The organism is Leifsonia sp. NPDC058194, assembly GCF_042883605.1.
GTDB lineage: Bacteria > Actinomycetota > Actinomycetes > Actinomycetales > Microbacteriaceae > Leifsonia.
In genome coordinates, this window is record NZ_JBHVVL010000002.1 from 865,018 (window position 1) to 880,575 (window position 15,558).

13 protein-coding genes are annotated in these 15,558 nt (G+C 70.1%); 7 read left to right on the forward strand and 6 right to left on the reverse strand.

Features of this window, described 5'->3' with window-relative positions:
* Nucleotides 1-33: 33 nt before the first annotated feature.
* Entirely contained in the window at nt 34-1,530 is a 1,497-nt protein-coding gene (sucB, locus tag ACFVU2_RS10910) for a 2-oxoglutarate dehydrogenase, E2 component, dihydrolipoamide succinyltransferase (RefSeq protein ID WP_387873835.1), read from the forward strand.
* Between the two features lie 5 nt (nt 1,531-1,535).
* Here the strand turns inward: sucB and ACFVU2_RS10915 are convergent, their stop codons facing one another.
* Nucleotides 1,536-2,993 carry a hypothetical protein gene (locus ACFVU2_RS10915; protein ID WP_387873838.1) on the reverse strand — a complete coding sequence of 486 codons (1,458 nt, stop codon included), beginning with the start codon at nt 2,991-2,993 and terminating at the stop codon, nt 1,536-1,538.
* A 136-nt stretch (nt 2,994-3,129) separates the two neighbouring features.
* Between ACFVU2_RS10915 and lipB the strand changes: the two genes are divergently transcribed.
* The 3 genes from lipB to ACFVU2_RS10930 are packed head-to-tail and all read left to right on the forward strand — an operon-like array spanning nt 3,130 to nt 5,526.
* Nucleotides 3,130-3,792 carry a lipoyl(octanoyl) transferase LipB gene (gene lipB / locus ACFVU2_RS10920; RefSeq protein WP_387873839.1) on the forward strand — a complete coding sequence of 221 codons (663 nt, stop codon included), beginning with the start codon at nt 3,130-3,132 and terminating at the stop codon, nt 3,790-3,792.
* Nucleotides 3,789-4,778 (forward strand): lipoyl synthase, encoded by a 990-nt coding sequence (lipA, locus tag ACFVU2_RS10925; RefSeq protein WP_387873841.1) that lies wholly within the window; start codon nt 3,789-3,791, stop codon nt 4,776-4,778. The genes lipB and lipA overlap by 4 nt, the downstream gene beginning before the upstream one ends.
* Before the next feature lie 49 nt (nt 4,779-4,827).
* Nucleotides 4,828-5,526: a DUF4191 domain-containing protein gene (locus tag ACFVU2_RS10930; protein ID WP_387873844.1), complete on the forward strand. Its 699-nt coding sequence runs from the start codon at nt 4,828-4,830 to the stop codon at nt 5,524-5,526.
* A 63-nt stretch (nt 5,527-5,589) separates the two neighbouring features.
* Here the strand turns inward: ACFVU2_RS10930 and ACFVU2_RS10935 are convergent, their stop codons facing one another.
* Nucleotides 5,590-6,015 (reverse strand): RDD family protein, encoded by a 426-nt coding sequence (locus ACFVU2_RS10935; protein ID WP_387873845.1) that lies wholly within the window; start codon nt 6,013-6,015, stop codon nt 5,590-5,592.
* 137 nt (nt 6,016-6,152) lie between these two features.
* Between ACFVU2_RS10935 and glnA (ACFVU2_RS10940) the strand changes: the two genes are divergently transcribed.
* Nucleotides 6,153-7,577 (forward strand): type I glutamate--ammonia ligase, encoded by a 1,425-nt coding sequence (glnA, locus tag ACFVU2_RS10940; RefSeq protein ID WP_387873846.1) that lies wholly within the window; start codon nt 6,153-6,155, stop codon nt 7,575-7,577.
* 93 nt (nt 7,578-7,670) lie between these two features.
* On the opposite strand, the gene ACFVU2_RS10945 is transcribed toward glnA (ACFVU2_RS10940), so the two are convergent.
* Nucleotides 7,671-10,676 carry a bifunctional [glutamine synthetase] adenylyltransferase/[glutamine synthetase]-adenylyl-L-tyrosine phosphorylase gene (locus ACFVU2_RS10945; protein ID WP_387873848.1) on the reverse strand — a complete coding sequence of 1,002 codons (3,006 nt, stop codon included), beginning with the start codon at nt 10,674-10,676 and terminating at the stop codon, nt 7,671-7,673.
* A 7-nt stretch (nt 10,677-10,683) separates the two neighbouring features.
* The gene (glnA, locus tag ACFVU2_RS10950; protein WP_387873849.1) at nt 10,684-12,021 is read right to left on the reverse strand and encodes a type I glutamate--ammonia ligase; all 1,338 of its coding nucleotides are present in this window, start codon (nt 12,019-12,021) and stop codon (nt 10,684-10,686) included.
* 81 nt (nt 12,022-12,102) lie between these two features.
* Between glnA (ACFVU2_RS10950) and panB the strand changes: the two genes are divergently transcribed.
* Nucleotides 12,103-12,954 (forward strand): 3-methyl-2-oxobutanoate hydroxymethyltransferase, encoded by an 852-nt coding sequence (gene panB, locus ACFVU2_RS10955; protein WP_387873851.1) that lies wholly within the window; start codon nt 12,103-12,105, stop codon nt 12,952-12,954.
* Here the strand turns inward: panB and ACFVU2_RS10960 are convergent.
* Nucleotides 12,951-13,163 carry an SPOR domain-containing protein gene (locus ACFVU2_RS10960; protein WP_025157580.1) on the reverse strand — a complete coding sequence of 71 codons (213 nt, stop codon included), beginning with the start codon at nt 13,161-13,163 and terminating at the stop codon, nt 12,951-12,953. The genes panB and ACFVU2_RS10960 overlap by 4 nt on opposite strands.
* A 12-nt stretch (nt 13,164-13,175) precedes the next feature.
* Between ACFVU2_RS10960 and map the strand changes: the two genes are divergently transcribed.
* Entirely contained in the window at nt 13,176-14,042 is an 867-nt protein-coding gene (gene map, locus ACFVU2_RS10965; protein WP_387873854.1) for a type I methionyl aminopeptidase, read from the forward strand.
* Here map and ACFVU2_RS10970 read toward each other — a convergent pair.
* Nucleotides 14,029-15,492 (reverse strand): MDR family MFS transporter, encoded by a 1,464-nt coding sequence (locus ACFVU2_RS10970; RefSeq protein WP_387873857.1) that lies wholly within the window; start codon nt 15,490-15,492, stop codon nt 14,029-14,031. The two genes, map and ACFVU2_RS10970, sit on opposite strands and share 14 nt — an antisense overlap.
* Nucleotides 15,493-15,558 lie beyond the last annotated feature (66 nt).

The window sequence follows — 15,558 nt, forward strand, 5'->3', positions numbered from 1 at the left end:
ACTGAACATCAGGTTTTGAAGGAGAGAGAGCTCATGAGCGAATCCGTCAGCCTCCCGGCACTCGGCGAGAGTGTCACGGAAGGCACGGTCACCCGCTGGCTGAAGAACGTTGGCGACCGTGTCGAGGTGGACGAGCCCTTGCTCGAAGTCTCGACCGACAAGGTCGACACCGAGATCCCGTCGCCGGTCGCCGGCGTCATCGAGGCGATCCTGGTGCAGGAGGACGAGACCGTCGAGGTGGGTACCGCGCTCGTGACCATCGGTGACGGCTCCAGTGCCGGCGCCGAGGCTCCGGCCGCGCCCGCTGCCGAGGCTCCGGCCGCTGCTGAGGCTCCGGCTCCGGCCGCTGAGACTCCGGCTCCCGCTGCTGCCGAGGCTCCGGCTCCCGCCGCTGCTGAGGCCCCCGCCGCTGCACCGGCACCGGCAGTTGCCGAGACTCCGGCTCCCGCTGCCGCCGAAGCTCCGGCTGCTGCTCCGGCCCCCGCCGCCGCCGAGGCTCCGGCCCCCGCTGCTACCCCGGCTCCGGCCGCTGCTCCGGCTCCGGCTCCGGCTGCTGCCGCCGCTCCGGCTCCGGCCGCCGCTCCGGCTCCGGCCGCTGCCCCGGCTCCGGCCGCTGGTGGTGCGCATGCGGGCAACGCGGGCTACGTGACGCCGATCGTGCGCAAGCTCGCCAACGAGCAGGGCGTCGACCTCGCCTCCGTCACCGGAACCGGTGTCGGCGGACGCATCCGCAAGGAGGACATCCTCTCCGCTGCACAGCCCGCAGCCGCCGCGGCTGCTCCGGCCGCTGCTGCGCCCGTCCTCGAGGTCTCGCCGCTGCGCGGAACCACCCAGGCGATGTCGCGTCTGCGCAAGGTCGTCGCCGAGCGTGCCGTGGTCTCGATGCAGTCCACCGCCCAGCTCACCTCCGTGGTCGAGGTCGATGTCACCAAGGTCGCCAAGCTCCGCGACAAGGTGAAGGGCGACTTCCTCGCCAAGACCGGCGTGAAGCTCTCCTTCCTGCCGTTCTTCGCACTCGCGGCCTCCGAGGCGCTCAAGGCCTACCCGGTCATCAACGCCACGGTCGACGGTGACAACATCGTCTACCCGGACCACGAGAACCTCTCGATCGCCGTGGACACCGAGCGCGGACTGCTCACCCCGGTCATCCGCGACGCGTCCTCGCTCGACCTCTCCGGTCTCGCGAAGGAGATCGCGGACCTGGCCGAGCGCACGCGCGACAACCGCCTCAAGCCCGACGAGCTCGCCGGCGGCACGTTCACGCTGACCAACACGGGCTCCCGTGGCGCGCTGTTCGACACCCCGGTCGTCTTCCTCCCGCAGGTCGCCATCCTCGGCACCGGCATCGTGACGAAGAAGCCCGTCGTCATCACCGCGGACGGCACCGAGTCCATCGCGATCCGCTCCACGGTGTACCTGGCCCTCTCGTACGACCACCGCATCGTGGACGGCGCCGACGCGGCGCGCTTCCTCGTGGCCGTGAAGAACCGCCTCGAGAGCGGCGACTTCGAGGGCAGCCTCGGGATCTGATCCACTCACGAGTACACCGCTCGTACCAGCCAGCCGGCCTCGCCCCTCACCAGGAGGAGCGAGGCCGGTTCGCTGTGTCCGCTCTCCCCTTCTGCGGCAGGCTCGACCCGCACCAGCACGGCTTCCCCCCAGCGCTGCGTGACCTCCGCGTGCAGGTTCGCCGATGATCCGGCACCACCGCGCGACGACAACCAGGCCAGCGCCGCCGCGGCCGGGTCGTCCGCCTCCGCCGGTGTGCACACCGGCGCCGAGGCGTCACCGCCAGGTCCCCCGGTCGCGACCTGCGATGCGCCGTCGCCGGTCAACTCGAAGACATCGGGTTCGCCGCAGCCCGCAGAATCGGCCGCCCCGTCCGGGAGGACGCCCGACACTGCATCCGATGGCGTGCTGGAGGGAACCGCCGTCGTCGAGTGCTCCGCCGCGACGGTGTCGGCTCGTCCGTGCGGGACGACCGCCATCCCGACGATCGCAGCGACCAGGGGCACGGACACGGCGAGGACCGTCTTCGGCCGTCGCCGCATCGCGCGCACGACCGCGGAACGCGCTTCGCGCACCGGGCTCCCGTCCAGCGCCAGCTCCCAGGCGGCGCTCCGACGCTCCGGCGATGGTCCCGGTGTCTCTCGGCGGAACGCGCCGTCGCCGCCCCCGCGTGTGCGCCGTCGCCGCGCCCGTCCCCGATCCGTCGTCCGTCCCCGGGTTCCGCGTGGACCGCGGTCCCGGCGAAGGGCCGGCGGCTGTCCCTCCGGCGGCGACGACGCCCCCGCCTCGCCCGTCAGGCGGCGCACGGCGGCCGGGGACGCCTCGGCGAGGACGGCCTCCCGGAGCCCTCCCCCTCCTCCCCGGAAGACATCCTCGATGCGGCTCAGCAACGACGCCCCACGACCATCCGGGACCGCCAGGGCCACGCGGCGGGCCAGCGAGAGGAAGGCGCCGGCGTCTGCCTGCGCCCTCTGCTGGGTGAGCGCGCCGACGCGGTCGACCTCTGTCACGACCGGGCATCCGTCGACCCGGAAACGGACGCGATCAGCAGACGGCTCGACGCCCCCGAAACCGGCATGGTGCGCCGCGTGCAGCACGTCGACCACGGCCAGGAGGATCGTCACGGCTTCTCCGACCTCGAGCGGACCGGACGAGATCCGGTCGTCCAGGCTCCCCGCCGGTAGCCGCTCGACCGTTCTCGCAGCGATCACGGCTCCGCGGACCCGGCGGGACGGCAGCGCCCGGACTTCCTCCAGGTGCTCCGAGACGACCGCCCGCCTCAGGGCGTCGTCCGCGAATGCAGCGCCGTCGGCGAGAACCAGCACCGCCGGCCGGACGAGGTCGCCGCCATCGACGACGACTCTGAGAAGGCCAGGCGGTGCCTGAAGGCGTTCTCCCACCTGCACCCCGAGCTCCCGCGCCACCGCCGCGGCGTGCGTCTGCAGATCGGGCCCGTTCCGACGGCCTCGCTGATCGATCCTCATGGCATCCATCCCACCGCGGGAGCAGCGCTGCGGGTCGACGCCGACGATATCGGTGGAACACGTCGCGATCCCGCCGAGTGTGGAGCATCTCGTGACGATCTCGGATTAATAGACTGAGTCCATATATGCTGACCTGGTGACTACGTACGACTTCGCGGGACTCACTGCCACCCCGGTCCCGTATGACGAGGCCCTCCAACAACAGCGCGCGGTGCACGCTGAGGTCGTCGCCGGCCGGGCGCCCGACACCGTCCTCCTCCTGGAGCACTCGCCGGTCTACACCGCGGGCAAACGCACCGAACCCGATGAGCGTCCCACCGACGGCACCCCGGTGATCGACGTCGACCGCGGGGGCAAGATCACCTGGCACGGGCCCGGACAGCTCGTCGGCTACCCCATCCTGCGCCTTCCCGACCCGATCGACGTCGTCGGCTACGTGCGACGACTGGAAGGGATGCTCATCGACGTCCTCGCCGGGCTCGGCGTCCGGGGCCAGCAGGTCGAGGGGCGCTCCGGCGTGTGGATCCGCGAAGACGGTCGCGACGAGAAGATCGCCGCCATCGGCATCCGCGTCGCCGAAGGCGTGACGATGCACGGCTTCGCCCTGAACTGCTCGAACGACCTCGAGCCGTACGAGCACATCGTCGCCTGCGGCATCCGCGACGCCGGGGTCACCACGATCTCCCGCGTCCTCGGCCGGACCGTGACCCCGCAGGACGCGGCTCCTCTCGTGGTCGCGGCCTTCGATCGCGCGACAGCCGCAGCGACGGCACCGGCCTCCGCGGGAGCCGCCGCGTGAACGCCGTTCCCGAGGGCCGCCGGATGCTGCGCCTCGAGGTCCGCAACGCCCAGACGCCGATCGAGCGCAAGCCGGAATGGATCAAGACCCGCGCGAAGATGGGGCCGGAGTACCGACAGCTCCACTCGCTGGTGAAGTCCGAAGAGCTCCACACGGTCTGCCAGGAGGCCGGCTGCCCCAACATCTACGAGTGCTGGGAGGACCGCGAGGCCACCTTCCTCATCGGCGGCTCGCAGTGCACGCGTCGCTGCGACTTCTGCCAGATCGACACCGGCAAGCCCGCCGAGTTCGATAGGGACGAGCCGCGCCGGGTCGCCGAGTCCGTCTCCCGCATGGGGCTGCGGTACTCCACGGTCACCGGCGTCGCACGCGACGACCTCGAGGACGAGGGCGCGTGGCTCTACGCCGAGACGATCCGCGAGATCCACCGGCAGAGCCCGGGCACCGGCGTCGAGATCCTGGTCCCCGACTTCACCGGGCGCCCAGAGCTGCTCGGCGAGATCTTCTCGGCCCGGCCCGAGGTGTTCGCGCACAACGTCGAGACGGTCCCGCGGATCTTCAAGCGCATCCGACCCGCATTCCGGTACGAGCGGTCGCTCGACGTGCTCACGCAGGGGCGCACGGCGGGACTGATCACCAAGTCCAACCTGATCCTCGGCATGGGAGAGGAGCGGCACGAGGTGAGCCAGGCCCTCCGCGACCTCCACGACGCCGGCACGGACATCATCACCATCACCCAGTATCTGCGGCCGAGCCCGCGTCACCTTCCGGTCGCCCGCTGGGTGCATCCGGACGAGTTCGTCGAGCTGAAGGAGGAGGCGGAGGCCATCGGATTCCTCGGCGTCCTGGCCGGACCCCTGGTGCGCTCGTCGTATCGCGCCGGACGCCTGTGGGCGCAGTCGATGCAGGCGAAGGGCCGCGCGGTGCCCGCCGAGCTGCAGCATCTCGCCGACGCGTCGCTCGGGTTCGCCCAGGCCGTCTCCTGACGGCGAACGGCGTCTGCCAGACCGCCTCCGGGACGGTATCCTTGTGCGTATGGCACGCAAGGACAAGTCCACCAAGGAGCCCGGTCGGCTGAAGCAGATGTGGCAGGTCTTCCAGATGACCCGCCGCTACGACGACCGCGCGCTGCTCTACATCATCCTGGGCTTCGTCCTCCCGATCGTCGCGGGCGTGATCCTGGCGATCTTCCTCTCCGGCGGCAACGTGTTCACGATGGTCCTGTGGATCATCGCGGGCGTGTTCGGCGGCGTGCTCGCGGCCCTCATCATCCTCGGCCGTCGCGCCGAACGGGCCGCGTACTCGCAGATCGAAGGCCAGCCGGGCGCCGTTGGCGCCGTGCTGCGCAGCTCGCTCAAGCGCAGCTGGCGCGGGTCCGAGATGCCGGTCGCCGTCAACAGCAAGACGCAGGACGCGGTCTACCGTGCCACCGGCCGCGGCGGCGTCGTGCTCATCAGCGAGGGTCCGAAGACCCGCACGCAGCGCATGGTCGACGAGGAGCGCCGCAAGGTGACGCGCGTCCTCCCGAACGTCCCGGTCACCGTCATCAGCGTCGGGCCCGACTCCGACGCCGTGCCGCTGCACCGGGTGCCGCGCACCCTGGCGAAGATCAAGCCGACCCTGACCAAGGCCGAGGTGCTCGCGATCAGCAACCGGCTGCAGTCGCTCGAGAACGCCCTGCCGATCCCGAAGGGCATCGACCCGATGAAGGTCCGCGCGCAGCGCGCACGCTGACCCGCACGCTTCGACACGAACGCGCCGCCCCCGTCGGGAACGGCGCGTTCGTTCGTTCGCGGCTCAGCCGCGGAGGAGGACGGTGCCGGCGATCTTGTCGTGGAAGCCGCGCTGGTCGGAGTCCCACACGAGGGCCGGGATGACGATGCAGAGGAGGACGGTGCGCACGATCGGACGCCACACCCCCACCCATCCCCCGCGCACGGCGACCAGTCTCAACCCGAAGATGCGGTGGCCGATGTTGCCGCCGATGGTCGGGATGAACACGATCTGCAGCACCGCGAACACGGCGATGTTCGCCCACGCGTCGTAGTGGAAGAACGCGAACGAGAGGAACGACGCGATCGCCCAATCCACCACGATCGCCCCGAATCTCCGGCCGAGGCGGGCGACGGAACGCGGGCCCGCCTCCGGAAGACCCAGTCGTTCACCGGGATAGCGGCTGGGGGCGATGTCGCCGGAGCGGTTCGTCGGGGGGTTCTGTGGCACCCGATGAGTTTACCCGGGGCCGGTACACGTAACATGCCGGAAACATTTGCGTCACCCCGGGGAAACGGCCTCCCCCTACCGTGGGGGTGGGACTGCACGCGCAGTCCGGTCACCGCAAGCCATTGGGAGTCCTCCGTATGTTCCGTGATTCTTCCGAGGTGCTCAAGTTCATCAAGGACACCGACGTCAAGTTCCTTGATATCCGCTTCACCGATCTGCCCGGTGTGCAGCAGCACTTCAACATCCCCGCCTCGACGGTCGACGAGGAGTTCTTCTCCGTCGGCCAGCTCTTCGACGGCTCCTCGATCCGCGGCTTCGCGTCGATCCACGAGTCGGACATGCAGCTCATCCCCGATGTCTCGACCGCCTACATCGACCCGTTCCGCGTCGAGCGCACGCTGATCATGGTCTTCGACATCTACAACCCGCGCAACGGCGAGATCTACTCGAAGGACCCGCGCCAGGTCGCCAAGAAGGCGGAGAAGTACCTCGCCTCGACCGGCATCGCGGACACGGCCTTCTTCGCCCCCGAGGCGGAGTTCTACATCTTCGACGACGTGCGCTACGAGGTGAACCAGCACTCGTCCTTCTACTCGGTGGACTCCGAGGAGGGCGCCTGGAACACCGGCCGCGTCGAAGAGGGCGGCAACCTCGCCAACAAGACGCCGTACAAGGGCGGCTACTTCCCCGTGAGCCCGGTCGACAAGCAGGCCGACCTGCGCGACGACATCTCGCTCAAGCTGATCGACGCCGGCCTCATCCTGGAGCGCGCGCACCACGAGGTGGGCACCGGCGGCCAGGCCGAGATCAACTACCGCTTCGACACGATGGTCGCCGCGGCGGACGACATCCTCAAGTTCAAGTACATCGTGAAGAACACGGCCGAGCAGTGGGGCAAGGTCGCGACCTTCATGCCGAAGCCGCTCTTCGGCGACAACGGCTCGGGCATGCACACCCACCAGTCGCTCTGGAGCGACGGCAAGCCGCTCTTCTACGACGAGTCCGGCTACGGCGGCCTCTCGGACATCGCCCGCTGGTACATCGGCGGCCTGCTCAAGCACGCCCCGGCCGTCCTGGCCTTCACCAACCCGACGGTGAACTCGTTCCACCGCCTGGTCCCCGGCTTCGAGGCCCCGGTCAACCTGGTCTACTCGGCCGGCAACCGTTCGGCGTCGATCCGCATCCCGATCACGGGCACCAACCCCAAGGCCAAGCGCATCGAGTTCCGCGCGCCGGACGCCTCGGGCAACCCGTACCTCGCGTTCGCCGCCCAGCTCATGGCCGGCCTCGACGGCATCAAGAACCGCATCGAGCCGCACGAGCCGGTCGACAAGGACCTCTACGAGCTGCCGCCCGAGGAGGCCAAGAACATCCCCCAGGTCCCCGGCACCCTCGCCGAGGCCCTCGACGCGCTCGAGGCCGACCACGACTTCCTCACCGCAGGCGGCGTGTTCACCCCGGAGCTCATCGAGACCTGGATCGAGTACAAGCGCGAGAAGGAGATCAAGCCCCTCGCGCAGCGTCCGCACCCGTTCGAGTACGAGCTGTACTTCGGCGTCTGACGCTCGGCGATACACCGCGAAGGGCCGCATCCCACTCGGGATGCGGCCCTTCCGCGTTTCCGGCTGCGCACGACCGTGCTGTCGTGACCTGCCTCACCCCGTCGGCGTCGGCCGCTCCTGCACCCCGTAGAACGAGCGCTCGAAGACGGCGCGGGCACGGCGGGTGACCGCGAGGTAGTCCTCCTCCAGGCGCGACGCCGAGCCGGGCGGGTACTCCATCAGGCGGGCGACGCCGTCGAGGGCGACCCGGTCGGACGGGAGGACGTCGGCTGTCTTGTTCGTCCACAGGGTCATCGCCGAGCGGGCGCGGGAGGCGAACACCCAGGCCTCGCGCAGCTTGGCGGCGTCCTCCTCCGAGACGAAGCCGTGCTCCGCCGCGACGGCCAAGGCGTCGAGCGTGCTCGGCGTGCGGAGCGCGGGGATCGCGGCCCCGTGCTCCAGCTGCACGAGCTGGACGAACCACTCGACGTCGCTGAGCGATCCACGGCCCAGCTTGAGGTGGCGGGACGGGTCGGCCCCCTGCGGCAGCCGCTCGTTCTCGACGCGTGCCTTGATGCGCTTCACCTCGCGGATCTCGCGGTCACCGATCGCCGCGGGATACCGCACCTCATCGGCGAGTGCCCCGAAATCGGCGAGCAGCGCCTGGTCCCCCGCGACACCGCGCGCCCGCAGCAGCGCCTGCGCCTCCCAGGTCAGCGACCAGCGCTGGTAGTACGCGCGATAGGAGTCGAGCGAGCGGACCGGCGTGCCGTTCTTCCCCTCCGGGCGCAATCCGATGTCGAGGTCGAGCGGGAGGATGTTGTCCTCCGTGAGGCGCGACAGGTCCGACACGATCGCCAGAGCAGCACGATGCGCCTCGTCCTGTGGAGCGGCCACCGGCCGGAAGACGTACATGACGTCGGCGTCGGAGCCGAAACCGAGCTCGCGGCCGCCGAACCGCCCCATCCCGATCACGGCGAACTCGAAGGCGTCCCCGTCCCCGCGGGATGCCCGGATAGCGGTCAGGACGCCGGTGATGACGTTCTCGGTGACGGCGCTGAGTCCGTGGGCGAGCTCTTCGATGGTGGCGAAGCCGAGGATGCCCGAGAACGCCAGCCTCAGCACCTCGCGACGCCGCACCGCACGGAGCGCGGCGGCGGCGGTCTCGGGCGAGTCGTGGCGTGCGAGGATCGCCGTCGTCTCGTCACGCAGCAGCTCTGCGGAACGCGGACGCAGCTCGTCCTCCGATTCGAGCCAGGCCACCGATTCCGGGATGCGGCCGAGCAGCTCGCCGGCGAACCGCGACCCGGACAGCACCCGGGTCAGACGCTCGGCGGCACCGGTGGAGTCGCGCAGCATCCGCAGATACCAGTGCGTGGAGCCGAGGTCCTCGCTGAGGCGGCGGAAGGTCAGCAGGCCGTAGTCGGGGTCCGCTCCGTCGGCGAACCACTGGAGCATCACGGGCAGCAGGTGGCGCTGGATGGTCGCCCGGCGCGAGACGCCGGAGGTGAGCGCGCCGATGTGGGCGAGCGCGCCGCGCGGATCGCGGAAGCCGATCGCAGCGAGACGCGCCTCGGCCTGTGCGCTGGTGAGGGCGAAGTCCTCGCTGGGCATGGAGGCGACGGCGCTCAGCAGCGGCCGGTAGAACAGGCGCTCGTGCAGCCCCCGCACGCGGTGCTTGATCTCGTTCCAGCGGGTGAACAGCTGCTGCGCGCTCGGCGCGAGACCGGTCGCCCGGGCCAGGATGCGCTGGTCGCCCTCGTCGCGCGGCATCAGGTGCGTACGGCTCAGGTGCCGCAACTGGATGCGGTGCTCCATCAGCCGGAGGGTGCGGTAGTCCTGCGAGAACGCCGCGGCCTCCTCCCGCCCGATGTATCCCTGGGCGGCCAGGGCCGCCAGGGCCGACAGGGTGTCCCGCTGCCGCACCTGGTCGTCGGTCTGCCCGTGCACGAGCTGGAGCAGCTGCACGGTGAACTCCACATCGCGCAGGCCCCCGGGCCCGAGCTTGAGCTGGTAGTGCACTTCGTCGTCCGGGATGTGGTCGGTGACGCGCTCGCGCATCCGCTGGACGGACTCGACGAAGTTCTCGCGGGACGCGCTGCTCCACACCTTCGGCGCCAGAGCGGCGAGGTAGCGGTCGCCGAGACTCCGGTCACCGGCGAGCGGCCGAGCCTTGAGAAGGGCCTGGAACTCCCAGCCCTTCGCCCAGCGGTCGTAGTACGCGATGTGGGACTCGAGCGTGCGGACGAGCGCGCCGTCCTTCCCCTCGGGCCGGAGGTTGGGGTCGACCTCCCATAGCCCGGGCTCGATGGCCGGCTCGTGGATGCCGCGCATGGTGAGCATCGCGAGGCGCGTGGCGATGTCGACGGCGCGACCCGGACTCAGGCCGGCCTCCTCGTCGCCATCGGTGACGAAGATCACGTCGACGTCGCTGACGTAGTTGAGCTCGCGTGCGCCGGCCTTGCCCATCCCCATGATCGCGAACGGTGTCGCACGGACCTCGGCCTCGGGGAACCGCCCCGGCCCCGTGCCGCTGGTCTGGCGGCGCGCGACGGCCAGGGATGCCTCCAGGGCGGCGGCCGCGAGATCGGAGAGCGCGGCGGCGACGGCGTCGAATCCCGACACGGGATCGTGCTGCTCGAGATCGAAGCTGGCGATCTGCACGAGGCGGCGGCGGTACCGGACGCGCAGCGCCGTCAAGGCTTCGTCCTCGACGAGCTCGGAGAATCCGTCCACCGCGCGGACCGAGGCGAGCAGGTCCGCTCGCAGCTCGTCCGCCGAGGGGAGGGCGGTGACCGGGTGATCGAGCGCAGCGAGTTCGGCGGGCTGGCGCAGGAAGAACTCGGCTGCGCCCTCCGACGCTCCGATCACCCGGAGGACGCGACGGGCGTCGTTGCGCGACGGCACGTAGCGGGAGGCCTGCACCGGCGCATGCTGCAGGAGCCGCAGCGCGAGCGTCAGCGCGTTGTCGGGATCGGCGGCCGCGCCGAGGGCGGGCAAGAGATCCTCCACGGGGAAACCCGTGAGCTCCACCAGCTCGTCGAGCTGTGCGCGGACCGAGCTCAACCCGACGAAGCCGGCACGCGCCAGCACGGTCAGGGAGAGCTGCTCGCGCGTCACGACCAGGTCAGAGGATCTCGAGGTTGGACCGCAGCTCGTACGGGGTCACCTGCGCGCGGTACTCCGCCCACTCCTTGCGCTTGTTGAGGAGCACGTAGTTGAAGACCTGCTCCCCCAGCGTCTCGGCGACGAGCTCGGAGTCCTCCATCAGCGAGATGGCGTGGTCGAGGCTCGCCGGCAGCTGGCTGTAGCCGAGCGCGCGGCGCTCCGAGTCGCTGAGCGCCCACACGTTGTCCTCCGCCTCCGGCGGCAGCTCGTACTGGCCCTCGATGCCCTTGAGGCCGGCGGCCAGCATGAGCGAGAAGGCGAGGTACGGGTTGGCCGCGGAGTCGATCGCCCGGTACTCGACGCGCGAGCTCTGCCCCTTGTTGGGCTTGTAGAGCGGCACGCGCACGAGCGCGGAGCGGTTGTTGTGGCCCCAGCAGACGAAGCTGGGCGCCTCGTCGCCGCCCCACAGGCGCTTGTAGGAGTTGACGAACTGGTTCGTCACCGCCGTGATCTCGGGGGCGTGCTTGAGCAGGCCCGCGATGAACTGCCGGCCGACCTTCGAGAGCTGGTACTGCGCACCGGCCTCGAAGAACGCGTTCGTGTCGCCCTCGAAGAGCGACATGTGGGTGTGCATCCCGCTGCCCGGGTGACCCGACATGGGCTTCGGCATGAACGTCGCGTAGACGCCCTGCTCGATCGCGACCTCTTTGATCACGGTGCGGAAGGTCATGATGTTGTCGGCCGTGGTGAGCGCGTCCGCGTAGCGGAGGTCGATCTCGTTCTGGCCGGGCCCCGCCTCGTGGTGGCTGAACTCGACCGAGATGCCGAGGTCTTCGAGCATGCGCACCGACCGGCGGCGGAAGTCGTGCGCGGTGCCGCCCGGCACGTTGTCGAAGTAGCCGGCGGAGTCGACCGGTTCGGGCCCGTCCTCGCCGAACGACGACGACTTGAGCAGGTAGAACTCGATCTCCGGGTGCGTGTAGAAGGTGAAGCCACGGTCGGCCGCCTTCTCGAGCGTGCGCTTGAGCACGTTGCGCGGATCGGACACGGACGGCTGGCCGTCGGGCGTCGTGATGTCGCAGAACATCCGCGCGGTCGGATCGATCTCACCGCGCCACGGGAGGATCTGGAACGTCGTGGGGTCGGGATGGGCGAGGAGGTCGGACTCGTACGCGCGCGTCAGGCCCTCGATCGCGGAACCGTCGAAGCCGAGGCCTTCGCTGAACGCGCCCTCGACCTCCGCCGGTGCGATGGCGACGGACTTGAGTGTGCCGACGACATCGGTGAACCACAGCCTCACGAACTTGATGCCACGTTCCTCGATCGTCCGAAGAACGAAGTCGCGCTGCTTGTCCATCCTGCCCCTTTCGTCAGCCTCTCCAGACTAGTGGTTCCGGGGCTGCGAACGGGCTCGGGACGCGTCACTAGACTGAGGCGCATGACCGAGCAGTCACCCGTTCCGAGCGTCCACCCCGCCACACCGTCGATGCAGTCGCTGAAGCGGGTGCGCACACGGCACTTCCAGGCGGCGAAGGACGAGGGCTCGTCGTTCACCGGCCTCACGAGCTACGACATGCTCACCGCCCAGATCTTCGACGAGGCGGGCATCGACTTCCTGCTCGTCGGAGACTCGGCCGGCAACAACGTCCTCGGCTACGACACCACGCTGCCCGTCACCGTCGACGAGCTCATCCCGCTCACCCGCGCGGTCGCGAAAGCCGTCAAGCGCGCGTTCGTCGTGGCCGACATGCCGTTCGGCTCGTACGAGACCGGCGCCGAGGAGGCCCTGCACACCGCCGTGCGCTTCATGAAGGAGACGGGCGCGCACGCGGTCAAGCTGGAGGGCGGGGTGCGCAGCTCCGACCAGATCCGCCGCATCGTGGACGCGGGTATCCCGGTCATGGCGCACATCGGCTTCACCCCGCAGAGCGAGCACGGACTCGGCGGACACCTCATCCAGGGTCGCGGCGAGGGCGCCGAGCAGCTCCTGGCCGACGCGCACGCCGTCGAGGACGCAGGCGCGTTCGCCGTCGTCCTCGAGATGGTCCCGGCCGCGGTGGCCGAGCGGGTGACGCAGGAGCTGCGCATCCCGACCATCGGTGTCGGTGCCGGCCCGCACGTCGACGGTCAGCTGCTGGTGTGGACGGACTGGGCGGGGTTCACCACCGGTCGCGTCCCGAGCTTCGTCAAGCAGTACGCGGATCTGAAGACCGTGCTGTCGGATGCGGCTGCCGCTTACAAGGCCGACGTCCAGTCGGGCACGTTCCCGGGCCCGGAGAACAGCTTCTAGCGGTTCTCCGCGGCGTCATCCTCGGCCCACTTGGCGCTGTTCTCGCGCAGCTTCTCGAGCGCGTGCTCGGCTTCGTCGCGGGTGTCGAACGGGCCGACGCGGTCGGGCGCCGGCGAGAGGAATCCCTGCTCCACCGCGCCGGTCTTCATGTTGTACCAGTACTTGTGCTCTGCGTCCTGCGCGATGCCGTACTCGTTCTCACCGGTCATAAGGTTGATCCTATGCCCAAGGATTCCGCCGGTCACCTGATCCCCGGTCGCGTCAGCGCGATGCGTCCCGTGCCCTCCCGCATCCCACGACCGGAGTACGTCGGACGGCCGTCGCCCGCTCCGAACACGCGCGGCGACGTCTACTCGGCCGACGAGATCGCGCTGATCCGCGAGTCCGGACGCATCGCGGCCCAGGCCATCGCCCTCGTCGGCGAGGCGGTCCGGCCGGGCGTGACGACGGAGGAGCTGGATGCCATCGGCCACGAGTTCCTGCTCGCGAACGACGCCTACCCCTCGACCCTCGGCTACCGGGGATACCCGAAGTCGATCTGCAGCTCGGTGAACGAGGTGGTGTGCCACGGCATCCCCGACGACACCGTGATCGACGAGGGCGACATCGTCAACATCGACATCACCGCGTACAAGAACGGGTTCCACGGCGACAGCAACCAGACCTTCATCGCCGGCACGGCGAGCGACGAGGTGACGCTGCTGGTGGAGCGCACGCGGGAGGCCCTGAACCGCGGGATCAAGGCGGTGGCCCCGGGTCGCCAGGTGAACGTGATCGGCCGTGCCATCGAGTCGTACGCCAAGCGGTTCGGCTACGGCGTGGTGCGCGACTTCACCGGCCACGGGGTCGGGGCGACCTTCCACTCCGGGCTGATCATCCCCCACTACGACTCTGCGCCCGTCTACGACGACGTGATGGAGGTCGGGATGGTCTTCACCATCGAGCCGATGCTCACCCTCGGAACGCACGAGTGGGACATGTGGGCGGACGACTGGACCGTCGTCACCCGCGATCGCAGCATCACCGCCCAGTTCGAGCACACCCTGGTCGTCACCGAGCGCGGCGCCGAGGTGCTCACGCTCCCCTGACGGCGCCCTGCCCGCTCGGCTCCGACACCGGTTCGGGGACCGGCGCCGTGCCCTCGGCGACGGCCGACCGGCGCTTCGGGCCGCCGGGGAGCACGAAGGCGATCGCGACACCGAGCACGGTGACGCCGACCGCGACCCAGAACGCCGTGTCGAACGCGCCGCCGAGGGTCGAGCCGCCCAGCACAGCCGCCTGGAGCAGCACGGCGAAGATCGCGGTGCCGAAGGAGCCGCCGAGCTGCTGCGCCGTGCGGGTCAGGATGCTGGAGTGGGCGATCTGCTCGCCGCTCAGCCCCTGGTAGGAGGCGACCATCAGGGGCATCGTCACCGCTCCGAGCCCGAAGCCGCGGACGAAGAGCGCGACGAGCAGCAGCGGATCGGCCGACGACGGCGGCCCGAAGGCGAAGGGCACGGTCGACACGGCGACGATCGCAAATCCGACGACCGTGATCCAGCGCGCACCGATCCGGTCGATCAACCGCCCGGCGAGCGGGCGGCAGGCGAGGGTGCCGAGACCCTGCGGCACGAGGAGCAGACCCGCACCCAGCGCATCCGTGCCGCGCACCTGCTGGAAGAACAGCGGCAGGAGCAGCATCGCACCGTAGAGGGCGACGCCCGAGAGGAAGAGCAGGGTCGAGGCCGACCACACGGATCGGATCCTCAGCAGGCGGATGTCCACCAGCGCGTCGCCCCGGCGGTGGAGCGCCCAGAACGCGAACGCCGCCACCAGAGTCGCCCCGGCCACCAACGGGATCCAGGCGTCGAGGCGGGCGAAGCCCCCGTCGAGCACGGAGTCCGACAGGCCGAGCAGCAGTCCTGCGAGTCCCGGGACGAGGAGCAGCACGCCCACGATGTCGAGCCGGCGACGAGGGTCGCGGCCTCGATCGGACGGCAGCATCCGCCAGGCCAGGATGAGTCCGGCGACGCAGAAGGGGATGTTCACCCAGAAGACCCAGCGCCAGTCGCCGAACGCGAGGATCAGACCGCCGAGCACCGGCCCCAGCACCGGGCCCGCCATGGCCGGCAGGCCGATCACGGCCGAGACGCGGCCGAGCTGCTTGCCGCCGGCCACCTCCATCACCATCGTGGTCATGACCGGCAGCATCAGTCCGCCTCCGACTCCCTGGAGCACCCGGAAGGCGATCAGGCTGTCGGCGTTCCAGGCGAGCCCGGAGAGCACCGAACCCACGAGGAAGATCGCGAGGGCCACCATCCAGACCCGCTTGCCGCCGAAACGGGCCAGGCACCACGCCGACAGGGGCACGGTCGCGGCGAGCGCGAGCAGATAGCCGGTGGTCACCCACTGGATGTGCGCGACATCCGTGTGCAGGTCCGTCGCCAGCGAGTGCAGGGCGATGCTGAGGATGGTCGTGTCGAAGACCACCGCGAGTGCCCCGACGACCAGCGCCGTCGCCGTGCGGACGACCGTCCTGTCGAGCTTCTCCGCTGCCATGAGCCCCTCCTTAAGATGCCTGTCTGTATCTAATCGCCGACGATACGCCGATCGGATAAGATGCGC

What these genes read in the sequence shown, in the direction of transcription:
- sucB (WP_387873835.1), top strand. Translation starts at nt 34, where the DNA reads ATGAGCGAATCCGTCAGCCTCCCGGCACTCGGCGAGAGTGTCACGGAA.
- ACFVU2_RS10915 (WP_387873838.1), bottom strand. Translation starts at nt 2,993, where the DNA reads ATGAGGATCGATCAGCGAGGCCGTCGGAACGGGCCCGATCTGCAGACG.
- glnA (WP_387873849.1), bottom strand. Translation starts at nt 12,021, where the DNA reads ATGGACAAGCAGCGCGACTTCGTTCTTCGGACGATCGAGGAACGTGGC.
- ACFVU2_RS10970 (WP_387873857.1), bottom strand. Translation starts at nt 15,492, where the DNA reads ATGGCAGCGGAGAAGCTCGACAGGACGGTCGTCCGCACGGCGACGGCG.
- ACFVU2_RS10960 (WP_025157580.1), bottom strand. Translation starts at nt 13,163, where the DNA reads ATGACCGGTGAGAACGAGTACGGCATCGCGCAGGACGCAGAGCACAAG.
- ACFVU2_RS10930 (WP_387873844.1), top strand. Translation starts at nt 4,828, where the DNA reads ATGGCACGCAAGGACAAGTCCACCAAGGAGCCCGGTCGGCTGAAGCAG.
- panB (WP_387873851.1), top strand. Translation starts at nt 12,103, where the DNA reads ATGACCGAGCAGTCACCCGTTCCGAGCGTCCACCCCGCCACACCGTCG.
- map (WP_387873854.1), top strand. Translation starts at nt 13,176, where the DNA reads ATGCCCAAGGATTCCGCCGGTCACCTGATCCCCGGTCGCGTCAGCGCG.
- glnA (WP_387873846.1), top strand. Translation starts at nt 6,153, where the DNA reads ATGTTCCGTGATTCTTCCGAGGTGCTCAAGTTCATCAAGGACACCGAC.